We start from the raw sequence: 12,576 nt of genomic DNA, 5'->3' as shown, positions 1-12,576 counted from the left end.
ACAAGACATGTTCAATTACCACAAAGTCGAAATCGAATGGGGCGGCCGTCCGCTCATTCTCGAAACCGGCAAGATCGCGCGTCAGGCTGATGGCGCGGTGCTGGCCACCTACGGCGAAACCAAGGTTCTCGCCACCGTAGTCTCGATGAAAGAGCCGAAACCCGGCCTCGATTTCTTCCCGCTGACGGTCAACTACCAGGAGAAGACTTACGCCGCCGGCAAGATCCCGGGTGGCTATTTCAAGCGTGAAGGCCGTCCGAGCGAGAAGGAAACGCTGGTTTCCCGCCTGATCGACCGCCCGATCCGGCCGCTCTTCGCCGAAGGCTACAAGAACGACACCCAGATCGTCGTCACCGTCGTCCAGCACGATCTCGAAAATGACCCGGACATCCTGTCGATCGTCGCCACCTCCGCCGCCCTGACCTTGTCCGGCGTGCCGTTCATGGGTCCGGTTGGCGGCGCCCGCGTCGGCTACATCAACGGCGAATACGTGCTCAACCCGCATGTCGACGAGATGCAGGAATCGAAGCTCGACCTGGTCGTCGCCGGCACCGCCGACGCCGTGCTGATGGTCGAGTCCGAAGCCAAGGAACTCGGCGAGGACCTTATGCTCGGCGCCGTCATGTTCGGCCACAGGGGCTTCCAGCCGGTGATCGACGCGATCATCAAGCTGGCTGAAGTCGCGGCAAAGGACCCGCGCGACTTCAACGCGCCGGACTATTCCGCACTTGAAGCCGAGATGCTCAAGATCGTCGAAGGCGAGCTTCGCGACGCCTACAAGATCACCGACAAGCAGAAGCGCTATGCCGCCGTCGACGCCGTCAAGGCGAAGGTCAAGGCCGCGTTCGCGCCGGCAGAAGGCGAAGAGGCCAAATACACGTCCGAACAGATCGGCACCGTGTTCAAGGAGCTCCAGGCCAAGGTCGTGCGCTGGAACATCCTCGACACCGGCTCGCGCATCGACGGCCGCGACCTGAAGACGGTCCGCAAGATCGTCTCGGAAGTCGGCGTCCTGCCGCGCACGCACGGCTCGGCGCTGTTCACTCGCGGCGAGACCCAGGCGCTGGTCGTCGCCACGCTCGGCACCGGCGAGGACGAGCAGTATGTCGATTCGTTGACCGGCATGTACAAGGAGAAGTTTCTCCTGCACTACAACTTCCCTCCCTATTCGGTCGGTGAAACCGGCCGCATGGGTTCGCCGGGCCGCCGCGAAATCGGCCATGGCAAGCTCGCCTGGCGCGCCATCCGGCCGATGCTGCCGACCGCCGACCAGTTCCCCTATACGTTGCGCGTCGTTTCGGAGATCACCGAGTCCAACGGCTCGTCGTCGATGGCTACCGTCTGCGGCACCTCGCTGGCTCTGATGGACGCGGGCGTGCCGCTTGCCAAGCCGGTCGCCGGCATTGCGATGGGCCTGATCAAGGAAGGCGAGCGCTTCGCCGTGCTCTCCGACATCCTTGGCGACGAGGACCACCTCGGCGACATGGACTTCAAGGTTGCCGGCACCGCCTACGGCATCACCTCGCTGCAGATGGACATCAAGATCGAGGGCATCACCGAGGAGATCATGAAGATCGCCCTCGACCAGGCCAAGGATGGCCGTCAGTACATTCTCGGCGAAATGGCCCACGCTCTGTCCGGCGCACGTGCCGAGCTCGGCGAGTTCGCGCCGCGCATCGAGGTCATGCACATCCCGACCGACAAGATCCGCGACGTGATCGGCTCGGGCGGCAAGGTCATCCGCGAGATCGTCGAAAAGACCGGCGCCAAGATCAACATCGAGGACGACGGCACCGTCAAGATCGCCTCGGCCAATGCCAAGGAGATCGAGGCGGCGAAGAAGTGGATACACACCATCGTCGCCGAGCCGGAAGTCGGTGAAATCTACGAAGGCACGGTCGTCAAGACCGCCGACTTCGGCGCTTTCGTCAATTTCTTCGGTCCGCGTGACGGCCTCGTCCACATCTCGCAACTCGCCAATGACCGCGTCGCCAAGACCTCCGATGTGGTCAAGGAAGGCGACAAGGTCTGGGTCAAGCTGATGGGTTTCGACGAGCGCGGCAAGGTCCGCCTGTCGATGAAGGTCGTCGACCAGGCCACCGGCAAGGAAATCGTGCGCGACAAGAAGAGCGAAGGCGAAGAAAACGCCGCCTAAGCTGATCTAACTATGCAATCGAAGCGGGCGCGCCGGAAGGTCGCGCCCGTTTGCGTTTCAACAACAGCCTTGCAGTTCAAGAGTGGTGAATGTCCGCCGAGCCGCTGAAAACGCTTTTCCATCCGTTCGAGGCCGGTGCTGTCTCCCTGCCACGAAAGGATCAACGCATACTCTTTCTCGGTGCCGAGCCCGGCTTTCGCTTGCCGGAAAGTTTTGATGCCAAGCTTCATCTTGTCCAAGGCTTCAGGCCGCACTTTCGCGCCTTGCAGGCGTCCGGCTTCGCGGTCACGCCGCAGGTCGAAGGCGAGGCTTTCGACGCGGCATTTGTGCTCGCTGGCCGCCATCGCGGCCAAAACGAGTTGCGCGTTGCCGAAGCGGTCGAACGCGCAGCACCAGGCGGGTTGATCGTCGTCGCCGGCAGCAAGGACGATGGAATCGCCAGCCTGCGCAAGCATGTCGGCGCCCTTGTGCCGCTCGAAGGCCACCTGCCGAAGCATCACGGCATTGCCTTCTGGTTTCGCCGGCCGGCCGATACCGTTGCCGCGGCAACGCTTCGCGCCGCCAATCCGGACTTGGTGGTCGAGGACCGCTTCCGCACGGCCCCAGGCATGTTTTCCTTCGACAAGATCGATGCCGGATCGAAGCTGCTAGTCGAAAATCTGCCCAACGATCTGCGTGGCAGCGTTGCGGACTTCTGTGCCGGTTGGGGCTATGTCGCCGCCGAAGTCGCCGCCCGCTCACCCGGCATATCGGCGCTTGACCTTTACGAAGCGGATTTCGAGGCGCTGGAGGCGGCCAAGGCCAATGTCGGCAACACAGGCGTGGAGCCACGTTTCTTCTGGATAGATCTGTTGAGCGAACCGGTCGAGCGCCGCTACGACGTGGTCGTCATGAACCCGCCCTTTCACCGCAGCCGGGCGACTGAGCCGGAAATCGGTGCCGGCATGATCCGCGCGGCAGGCAAGGCGCTGAAGCCCGGCGGCCGGCTGTTCATGGTGGCAAACCGCCAGCTTCCCTACGAACCGGTGCTGGCGGCCGCCTTCTCCAGCCATGCGGAGCTCGCCCGCGACGGCATGTTCAAGGTCTTATCGGCGCGACGCTGAAATCCTGCGGGGCAAGCCGGCGATACGTCGCTCGCGCTATTCCCGCCCGCCGTCGGTCTGCTTCAATTCGTCAAGCGTCGGCATGGAAACGATGTGATAGCCGGAATCGACATAATGGATTTCGCCGGTGACGCCGGAGGACAGGTCGGACAGCAAATAGAGCGCGGAGCCGCCGACTTCATCGATCGTCACTGTACGGCGTAGCGGCGAGTTGCGCTGCTGGTAGGAGAACATGTGGCGTGCGTCGGAAATCCCGGCGCCCGCAAGCGTCCGTACCGGTCCCGCCGATATGCCGTTCACCCTGATGCCGCGCGGGCCGTAGTCGTTGGCGAGATAGCGGACGCTGGCCTCCAGCCCCGCCTTGGCGACACCCATAACGTTGTAGTTCGGCATGACACGGACCGAACCGGCATAGGTCAGCGTGACCATCGAACCGCTATCCTTCATCAATGTGGCGGCGTGACGGGCGATCTCGGTGAAGGAGTAGCAGGAGATCACCATGGTGCGGATGAAGTTGTCGCGGCTCGTGTCGGCGTAGAGGCCTTTCAGCTCGTTCTTGTCGGAAAAGCCGATGGCATGGACGACGAAATCCAGCCCGCCCCACGCCTTCCCCAAAGTCTCGAAAGTCGCGGCGACCGACACGCTGTCCTCGACGTCGCAAGGCACCACCAGGGATGCGCCCAATTTCTCGGCGAGCGGCTTGACCCGGCGCCCGAAGGCCTCGCCCTGATAGGTGAAGGCGAGGTCCGCGCCATGTTCGGACAGTTTGCGGGCGATACCCCAGGCGATCGAATGATCGTTGGCAACACCCATGACAAGCCCGCGCTTGCCCTTCATCAATCCGTCCATGGTCGGCAAATCCTTATGCGGAATAGCGCTGGAAAATCAGCGTTGCGTTGGTGCCACCGAAACCGAACGAATTGGACAAAACGGTGTCGATCCTTGCATCGTCGATGCGCTTGCGCACGATCGGCATGCCCTCGAATTCCGGATCGAGGTTCTCAATGTGGGCGCTCTCGCCGATGAAGCCGCCTTGCATCATCAGGATCGAGTAGATCGATTCCTGCACGCCGGCGGCGCCCAGAGAATGGCCGGTTAACGATTTGGTCGACGTGATGAAAGGCATCTTCTCGCCGAACACCTCGCGGATGGCGCCCATTTCCTTGGAGTCGCCGACCGGCGTCGAGGTGCCGTGCGCATTGATGTAGTCGACCGGCGAGGACACCGTTGCGAGCGCCTGCTTCATGCAGCGCGCCGCGCCTTCGCCCGACGGCGCCACCATGTCGTAGCCGTCCGATGTCGCGCCATAGCCGACGATCTCGGCATAGATCTTGGCGCCGCGTGCCTTGGCATGCTCGAGCTCTTCAAGAATCAGCACGCCGGCGCCGCCGGCAATGACGAAACCGTCGCGATCGACGTCGTAGGCGCGTGAGGCGACCGACGCCCTGTCGTTGAACTTGGACGACATGGCGCCCATGGCATCGAAGAGATCCGACATCGTCCAGTCGAGATCCTCATGGCCGCCGGCGAAGACGATGTCCTGCTTGCCCCACTGAATCAGCTCGTAGCCATTGCCGATGCAATGCGCAGACGTCGAGCAGGCCGATGAGATCGAATAGTTGACGCCGTGGATCTTGAACCAGGTGGCAAGCGTCGCCGACGCGGTCGACGACATCGCTTTTGGCACCGCGAACGGCCCGATCCGCTTGGGGCTGCCGTTTTTGATCGTGGTCTCGGCCGCCTCGACGATTGCACGGGTCGACGGTCCGCCGGAGCCCATCACGATACCGGTGCGCTCATTGGTGATGTCGGCCTCGTCGAGGCCGGCGTCTGCGATCGCCTGGTCCATTGCGACATGGTTCCAGGCAGCACCCTGCGACAGGAAGCGCATGGCGCGACGGTCGATCATGCCCGATGGGTCCAGCGTCGGCGCACCCCACACCCGGCAACGGAAGCCATGCTCGGCGAAAGAGTCGGAGAAGCTGATGCCGGATCTGGCATCGTGCAGCGAGGTCTGCACCTCGTTGGCATTGTTGCCTATCGACGACACGATGCCGAGACCTGTGACTACGACCCGTCTCATTCGCAACTCCTTCCAGCGGACCCCGAACCTGAAATCAATTTCCGGAATGGAACCATGCGCAAAATTAAAGTGCTACAGCGTTCATCAGACGTCCAAGACGTCGTACTGCAGGGTCTTCGTTCAGACGGCGGCCGATTGCTTGGACAGACCGACCTTCAGATCCGTTGCCGCGTATATGGGCTCGCCATCTGCCTTCAGCCAGCCATCGGCGATGCCAAGCACAAGCCGACCGCGCATCACGCGCTTGAAGTCGACGCCATACTCCACCTTCTTGACCGAAGGCGTGACCATGCCTTTGAACCTCACCTCACCGGTCGACAGCGCCATCCCCTTGCCGGGTTCACCGAGCCATCCGAGATAGAACCCCGTCAACTGCCACATGGCGTCCAGGCCCAGGCATCCCGGCATGATCGGATTACCGATGAAATGGCAGGCGAAAAACCACAAATCCGGCTTGATGTCGAATTCCGCGCGGATGAAACCCTTGTCGAACGCACCGCCGGTCTCGCTGATCTCGGTGATGCGGTCGAACATCAGCATCGGCGGATAGGGCAACTGCGCATTTCCCGGTCCGAACAGCTCGCCGCGGGCGCAGGCAAGCAATTCCTCGTAACCGTAGCTGGATTTCGGATCCGCCATCAATCTCGTCCCCGTGATCGTCCCGCGCGAAAGGAGCCCTTGTCGGTGGTTTCCTAACACAATCTGTTTCAGGCCGGAAACCGGCGTTTGCGCTTAACCTGCCCGTCTGCCCGGGTCAATGCGCGCTATTGATCGCATTCGGTCGACAGAATATATGTCAGGACACGTCCAGTTTCGGCAGATGCTCAATTTCTGCCATTTTGGACCTGTCTGAGGCGGAACTGTGAGCGCGACGGATAGATGGATCTGGGTTGCCGGAAGGATAATGTCGCTGTGGACAAGCGGGTTCGTGAGGCCGGTCTGAGGCCGACACGCCAGCGCATCGCGCTGGCCGATCTGCTTTTCGCCAAGGGCGACCGCCATCTTTCGGCCGAGGAACTGCACGAGGAGGCGCTTGCCGCCGGCGTGCCGGTGTCTCTGGCCACCGTCTACAATGCTCTGCACCAGTTTACCCAGGCCGGTCTTCTGCGCATCCTTGCCGTCGAGGGATCGAAGACTTATTTCGACACCAACACCTCCGATCACCATCATTTCTATATCGAGGGCGAAAACAGGATCTTCGATATCGACAGCGGCCCGGTGACGGTTTCCAACCTGCCGGAGCCGCCGGAGGGCATGGAGATCGCCAATGTCGATATCGTGGTGAGACTGCGTCCGAAACGCTGCGACTGACCGGCATCTTATGAAATTCCTGGATTTGACGCTCCGGCTCGAATGGGTCGCCGTCGCGGTGGCGGCTCTTGTCTTCTATGCAATCGCCGGTGTTTCCTGGTGGCTGTTTGCCGTGCTCATTCTGGCGCCCGACCTGTCGATGCTGGGTTACATCGCCGGGCCGCGCGTCGGGGCCGTCGCCTACAACGCCTTGCACATACTGATCTTCCCCGTTCTGCTGGCGCTTGTCGGCAGCGTCTTTGACAATGCAATGGCGGTAGCTGTCGCGCTGATCTGGATCGCCCACATCGCCATCGACCGCGCTCTGGGCTATGGTTTGAAGCTGTCAAGCAGTTTCCAGGATACCCATCTCGGCCGCATCGGCCGCTAAACCATCCCCGAACCGAAGATCAGCGAAACAAATGCCGGATCCGGTGCTTGCAGCGCTGGCCCGACCTGCGGTTCGGAAAGTCAGTTCTTGACCTTTTCGCCGGGATAGGCACCCCAGACCAGCGACTGCGCGAGCCAGCCAGTATGGCCGTCGAAGGTCATTTCGCACCACTGGCCATCGCAGGACTTGATCGTGCCCATCACCCCCGGTTCGAGGATCGCGATGACGCCTGCGTCTTTTGCCGGGTCGTCAAGGAGGTTGACGCGAGCGTCCTTGCCGCGCTGCCAGGGGGCGACGATCGCCGTGCGACGGCCCGAAAGCAGCGACTGATTGATCCAGCCTTCCGAGCCGTCGGCATCACGCACACGGCGCCACGTATCGAACTCCTGGATGATCTCCATCGGCAGGCCTGGCTTCATATACATCCAGTCGACGGAATAATTGACGCCCGGCCCAACGCGCGAGTTGACGCGGCCGGATTTCAGGCTGACGAAGCGCGGCAGCGGCAAGCCGCTTGGTCCGAGCGTGATGCTCTGGGCGGGTGCGGCGGCACTTTGCGCCATCACCAGTGGGCTATGGATGAGAGCGCCGAGGAATGCTGCACTGAGGGTCAGGCGGAGCGACGCGAAACCAGACACTTTCGTTCCTTTCGGCACCGGCCCATCGGCCTTCGCCCCTTTTTCTTTGTCTTCGGCGGAACCGCTTGTTACATGAATGACCGGTACCGCGATCGGCTCTCAGTTTCGCCGTTCTTGGTTAAAGAGGTCTCAACGAGATCGGGTTCGAGGAAAACAATGGCAGGCAAAAAGAAGCCCCTCGTCGTCATCACGCGCAAATTGCCCGACCCGGTCGAGACCCGCATGCGCGAGTTGTTCGACGCCCGCTTGAATGTGGAGGACAGGCCGATGACGCAGCCGGAACTGGTGGCTGCGGTCAAGGAGGCCGATGTGCTGGTGCCGACCGTCACCGATAATATCGACGCGGCGCTGATTGCCCAGGCCGGCGACAACCTCAAGCTGATCGCCAATTTCGGCAATGGGGTAGACAAGATCGACGTTGCGGCAGCGGCCAAGAAAGGCATCACCGTGACCAACACGCCGAACGTGCTGACCGAAGATACGGCCGACATGACCATGGCGCTGATGCTGGCCGTACCGCGGCGGCTGGCCGAAGGCGCCAACGTGCTGACCGGCGATAAGAAATGGGCGGGCTGGTCGCCGACCTGGATGCTCGGCCGGCGCATTTGGGGCAAACGGCTCGGCATTGTCGGCATGGGTCGCATCGGCACCGCCGTCGCCAGGCGTGCCAAGGCGTTTGGCCTCTCGATCCACTACCACAACCGCCACCGCGTACTGCCGGCAATCGAGGACGAGTTGGAAGCCACGTATTGGGAAAGCCTTGACCAGATGCTCGCCCGCATGGACATTATCTCGGTCAATTGTCCATCGACACCGGCAACCTTCCACCTGCTTTCGGCGCGGCGGCTGGCGCTTCTGCAACCGTCAGCTTACATAGTCAACACCGCGCGCGGCGATATTATCGATGAGGAATCGCTGGTCAAGCTCATCCATGACGGCAAGATCGCCGGCGCCGGCCTCGACGTCTACGAGCACGAGCCGGCGCTGAACAGCAAGCTGCTGAAACTCGCCCACAAAGGCAAGGTCGTGCTGTTGCCGCATATGGGCTCGGCGACGCTCGAAGGCCGTATCGACATGGGCGAGAAGGTAATCATCAACATCCGCGCCTTCTTCGACGGTCATCGCCCGCCCGACCGCGTGCTGCCGCTGCGGGCGTGACCGGCCATCGTGGCAGCGAATTCTGGTCGCGGCAGCTGCCTGCTCGCTTTTGGATAGCGTTTGCTTACAAAAGCACCTTGCGCATGGTGATTGAGGTCGGCCGGTCGTAACCTTTGTGTGCTGTCCGTTCGGTTTCGCGAAAGCCGAGGCGGGCGAAGGCAGCGTGGTTTCCAGTCAGTTCGACCCGGGTCTGGAGCTCGATGGCGGTCCTGTTGCGGCTGCGGGCAAGATCTTCGACGGCCTGCATCAGCTGTTTTCCGACGCCTTGTCCCTGAAGCGTCGGCTCGACCGCGAGCTTTCCAATATAGAGGTCGTCTGCGCGCTTCAGGACGAAGACGCAACCGACGATCTCGTTTCCCTTCAGTGCCAGGAATGCTGTCTCCTCCAGCGCTCTAGCCCTGAGATTTTCAACGGTGAGCCGATGCGCCGAGGACGGCGGGTCAATAACCTCGTCCATAAAGGCGAAGGCGCGCATGACCAGCGCCAGCACCTCGTCCCAACGGTCGAAATCGGCCGCAAGCTGCACGATGGAAACGTCGGCAGGCAGGCTCATGGGCTGGTTCGCTTGTAGCGGATCGTGTCGAAGCGTGCCGCCAGCGCATCGTAGAGCAGCAGTCGTCCGACCAGCGGCTCGCCAATCCCGGTGATCAGCTTGATCGCTTCCATGGCTTGCAGCGTGCCGATGACCCCGGTCAGCGCGCCGACAATGCCGGCCACCGCGCAGGATGGCACAAGTCCCGGCGGCGGCGCCTCGGGAAAGAGATCGCGGTAGCTTGGGTTCAACTTGCCGTCCGGGCCGGTTTCGAATGGCTTCAGTACGGTGACCGAGCCGTCGAAGCGGCCAACGGCGGCATGCACGAGCGGCCGGCTTTCCGCGGCGCAGGCGTCGGCCACCGCGTAGCGTGTCTCGAAATTGTCGGAGCCGTCAACGACGATGTCATAACGGGCAATGAGGGTAGGGGCGTTGTCGACGGTCAGCCTGAAATTGTGCTCTTCCACGACGACGTTTGGATTGATGCGGATGATCGCCGCTCTGGCACTGTCGGTTTTTGCCATGCCGACCATGTCCGTGCCGTGGATCACTTGTCGTTGCAGGTTGGAAAGCGAAACGATGTCGTCGTCGACGATACCGAGAGTGCCAATCCCTGCGGCGGCGAGATATTCGAGCACAGGCGCTCCCAATCCGCCGGCGCCAATGACGAGCACCCGCGCCCGCTTCAGCCGCTGCTGGCCGGCGCCGCCGATCTCGGGCAGCACGATGTGGCGGGCGTAGCGTTCGAGCTCTTCATCGGTGAGGGCGGCTGTGATCATCGCCGGACCATATAGCGGAGGAAAAAGCTTGTCAGGTATCAATGCATGCCGCTCAGAAGTGCGCCATGAACCAAGTTCAAATGGTCGGCCTGACCGTGCCGTGATCGACGGTCAGGAATTGCGCGCGTCCCTTGAGGCTGTCAAACAACGCGGCATCGGTCCCGGTCATGAAGGCCTGGCAGTTTAGTTCCTCCAGGATCGAGAACAAGGCCGCCCGTCGACCGCCGTCGAGATGGGCGGCGATCTCGTCGAGCAGCAGGATCGGTGTCATGCCCGACATCTCACCGGTTAGCCGCGCATGCGACAAGACAATGCCGACCAGCAGCGCCTTCTGCTCGCCGGTCGAACAGAGCTCGGCCGGCATCGCCTTGGGCCGGTGGCGCACCACGAGGTCGGAACGGTGCGGGCCGTCGAGCGTGCGTCCGGCGGTGCGGTCGCGGTCGCGCCCCTGGGCAAGCGCACGACGGAACCGTTCCTCTACGTCGACGGCCGGCAAAATACCGAGTTCGCCTTCCAGTTCGCCAGAGATGCCGATGTCGGCTTGCGGAAACGGTCCGTCGCCGGGCAGCCGGTCGATCATGGCGGCGAGCAGGCGCACCAGTTCGGCACGCGCCGCGGCAATCGCCACGCCGGTCTCGGCCATTTGCATCTCGATCGCATCGAACCAGGCACCGTCGCGTGAACCGTCGGCGAGCAGTCTGTTGCGGCCGCGCATTGCCTTTTCGTAGTCAAGCGCGCGCTGGCCGTGGCCAGGATCGATCGCCAGCACCAGCCGGTCTAGGAAGCGCCGGCGGTCGGCAGCCGGCCCGGGGAACAGGCCGTCCATGGCCGGTGTCAGCCAGACCACGCGCAGCCATTCCAGCATGTCTTCGGCTGAGCGTGCCGCCGCGCCGTTGATCCGCACCCGCCGGCCGGCTTCGCCGTCGCTGCCCGATATTCCGGTACCGATCTCGACCTGGCCTTCCGGCCCGTCAAGCCGGGCATGCAGCGCAAAGCCACCGTCGCCGCCTTCGCGCGCCACCTCGGAATAGGGTGCGCGGCGCAGGCCGCGGCCCGGCGTGAGCAGCGAGATCGCTTCAAGCAGATTGGTCTTGCCGGCGCCATTGTCGCCGGAGAAAACGACAGCGCCGGGATCAAGGTCGATTGCCAACGCCGCATAGTTGCGGAAATTCGTAAGTATGAGCTTACTTATGTACGTCTGCTGCGGTTTTGCAGATCTGGTCACGACAGCAAGATGGCCCCGTTCGGGCCCTACACCCGCATCGGCATCAGCACGTAGAGCGCGGTCTCGTCGGCCATATCGTGGATCAGTGTCGGGGAACCGGCATCCGCCAGCATGAACTTCGCCTCCGTGCCGGTCAGTTGCGCGGCAACGTCGAGCAGGTATTTGGCGTTGAAGCCGATTTCAATCGGATCGGACGAATAGTCGGCCGCCAGTTCCTCGGTGGCACTGCCCGAATCCGGGTTGTTGACCGCAAGCGTGACCTGCCCTTCGGCGATCGAAAGCTTCACCGCCCGGCCGCGTTCGGACGAAATGGTCGAAACGCGATCGACGGCAGCGGCGAAACTCTGGCGATCGATAATCAGCTTCTTGTCGTTGCCGGTCGGAATGACGCGCTGGTAGTCCGGGAAAGTGCCGTCGATCAGCTTGGAGGTCAAGATAACGCTGCCGATGGTGAAACGGATCTTGGTGTCGGACAACTCGGTGGTGACTGCAACATCGGGATCGTCGACCAGCTTTTGCAGCTCGCTGACCGTCTTTCGCGGGATTATGACGCCGGGCATGCCCTCAGAGCCTGCCGGCGCATCGATCTCGGCGCGCGCCAGCCGGTGGCCGTCGGTCGCGACAGAGCGCAGCTTCAGCTTGCCGCCGGCCTCGTGCGTGTGCAGATAAATGCCGTTCAGATAATAGCGCGTCTCCTCGGTCGAGATGGCGAACTGGGTCTTTTCGATGAGGCCCTTTAGTCCGAAGGAATCGAGCCGGAAAATATGCGAGAACGACCCGGCTGAAAGCTCGGGAAAGTCGGACTGCGGCAGGCATTGCAGGCGGAAGCTCGAGCGCCCCGACGTCACCGTCATGGCGTTGCCGTCTTCGTCGGTCTTCAGCGCCACCTCCGCGCCGTCGGCAAGCTTGCGCACGATGTCGTAGAGCAGATGTGCCGGGACCGTCGTCGCCCCGCCACGTTCGACCTTTGCCGGCGTTGCTTCGGTCACCTCCAGGTCGAGGTCGGTCGCCTTCATTTCAAGGCTGGCCCCCTCGGCGCTGAGCAGCACGTTCGACAGGATCGGAATGGTATTGCGCCGCTCGACCACGCGGTGAACATGGTTGAGCGACTTCAGGAGATTTGACCGTTCCAGGATAACACGCATGACAAAACAGGCTCGCTTGAATGAATGAACGGGTCTCCGGCAAGCGGCGCCCCGCGAAAGGTCTGAACAGGCTCAGA

At 62.4% G+C, this 12,576-nt stretch carries 13 protein-coding genes; 5 read left to right on the top strand and 8 right to left on the bottom strand.

The window, feature by feature from the left end; translation table 11 throughout:
* Positions 1-7 precede the first annotated feature (7 nt).
* Positions 8-2,155 (top strand): polyribonucleotide nucleotidyltransferase, encoded by a 2,148-nt coding sequence (gene pnp / locus NKH67_RS12760; RefSeq protein WP_023676908.1) that lies wholly within the window; start codon positions 8-10, stop codon positions 2,153-2,155.
* Between the two features lie 89 nt (positions 2,156-2,244).
* On the top strand, positions 2,245-3,258 hold the full coding sequence (locus NKH67_RS12755; RefSeq protein ID WP_353030999.1) for a class I SAM-dependent methyltransferase: 1,014 nt from the start codon (positions 2,245-2,247) through the stop codon (positions 3,256-3,258).
* 36 nt (positions 3,259-3,294) lie between these two features.
* Here NKH67_RS12755 and fabI read toward each other — a convergent pair whose 3' ends face one another.
* The 3 genes from fabI to fabA form a co-directional block, all read right to left on the bottom strand.
* A complete protein-coding gene (gene fabI / locus NKH67_RS12750; protein WP_352613887.1) occupies positions 3,295-4,107 on the bottom strand; it encodes an enoyl-ACP reductase FabI in 813 nt (270 codons plus the stop codon).
* Positions 4,108-4,120: 13 nt separating this feature from the next.
* Positions 4,121-5,341 carry a beta-ketoacyl-ACP synthase I gene (fabB, locus tag NKH67_RS12745; protein ID WP_353030997.1) on the bottom strand — a complete coding sequence of 407 codons (1,221 nt, stop codon included), beginning with the start codon at positions 5,339-5,341 and terminating at the stop codon, positions 4,121-4,123.
* 120 nt (positions 5,342-5,461) lie between these two features.
* Complete coding sequence (gene fabA, locus NKH67_RS12740) at positions 5,462-5,980, bottom strand: 3-hydroxyacyl-[acyl-carrier-protein] dehydratase FabA (protein WP_352470073.1); 519 nt, start codon at positions 5,978-5,980, stop codon at positions 5,462-5,464.
* A 240-nt stretch (positions 5,981-6,220) separates the two neighbouring features.
* On the opposite strand from fabA, the gene irrA reads away from it, so the two are divergent.
* Both irrA and NKH67_RS12730 read left to right on the top strand, forming a co-directional pair.
* Positions 6,221-6,652 (top strand): iron response transcriptional regulator IrrA, encoded by a 432-nt coding sequence (irrA, locus tag NKH67_RS12735; RefSeq protein WP_023676913.1) that lies wholly within the window; start codon positions 6,221-6,223, stop codon positions 6,650-6,652.
* A gap of 10 nt (positions 6,653-6,662) precedes the next feature.
* Positions 6,663-7,022: a DUF4260 domain-containing protein gene (locus NKH67_RS12730; RefSeq protein ID WP_353030995.1), complete on the top strand. Its 360-nt coding sequence runs from the start codon at positions 6,663-6,665 to the stop codon at positions 7,020-7,022.
* 80 nt (positions 7,023-7,102) lie between these two features.
* Here NKH67_RS12730 and NKH67_RS12725 read toward each other — a convergent pair whose 3' ends face one another.
* Complete coding sequence (locus tag NKH67_RS12725; RefSeq protein ID WP_352541270.1) at positions 7,103-7,660, bottom strand: SH3 domain-containing protein; 558 nt, start codon at positions 7,658-7,660, stop codon at positions 7,103-7,105.
* Between the two features lie 156 nt (positions 7,661-7,816).
* On the opposite strand from NKH67_RS12725, the gene NKH67_RS12720 reads away from it, so the two are divergent.
* Entirely contained in the window at positions 7,817-8,818 is a 1,002-nt protein-coding gene (locus NKH67_RS12720) for a 2-hydroxyacid dehydrogenase (RefSeq protein ID WP_352470076.1), read from the top strand.
* A 64-nt stretch (positions 8,819-8,882) separates the two neighbouring features.
* Here NKH67_RS12720 and NKH67_RS12715 read toward each other — a convergent pair whose 3' ends face one another.
* The 4 genes from NKH67_RS12715 to dnaN form a co-directional block, all read right to left on the bottom strand.
* Positions 8,883-9,371 carry a GNAT family N-acetyltransferase gene (locus tag NKH67_RS12715; RefSeq protein ID WP_352746941.1) on the bottom strand — a complete coding sequence of 163 codons (489 nt, stop codon included), beginning with the start codon at positions 9,369-9,371 and terminating at the stop codon, positions 8,883-8,885.
* Positions 9,368-10,129, bottom strand: a complete 762-nt coding sequence (locus tag NKH67_RS12710; protein WP_352470078.1) for a molybdopterin-synthase adenylyltransferase MoeB — start codon at positions 10,127-10,129, stop codon at positions 9,368-9,370. Before NKH67_RS12710 ends, NKH67_RS12715 begins: the two co-directional genes overlap by 4 nt.
* 76 nt (positions 10,130-10,205) lie before the next feature.
* Positions 10,206-11,354 carry a DNA replication/repair protein RecF gene (recF, locus tag NKH67_RS12705; RefSeq protein ID WP_353030993.1) on the bottom strand — a complete coding sequence of 383 codons (1,149 nt, stop codon included), beginning with the start codon at positions 11,352-11,354 and terminating at the stop codon, positions 10,206-10,208.
* Between the two features lie 26 nt (positions 11,355-11,380).
* On the bottom strand, positions 11,381-12,499 hold the full coding sequence (gene dnaN, locus NKH67_RS12700; RefSeq protein WP_352613892.1) for a DNA polymerase III subunit beta: 1,119 nt from the start codon (positions 12,497-12,499) through the stop codon (positions 11,381-11,383).
* Between the last annotated feature and the right edge of the window lie 77 nt (positions 12,500-12,576).

Origin of the sequence: Mesorhizobium sp. M0968 (genome assembly GCF_040319065.1) — a bacterium.
Classification (GTDB): Bacteria; Pseudomonadota; Alphaproteobacteria; order Rhizobiales; family Rhizobiaceae; genus Mesorhizobium.
This window is presented reverse-complemented; position numbering and strand designations above follow the sequence as displayed.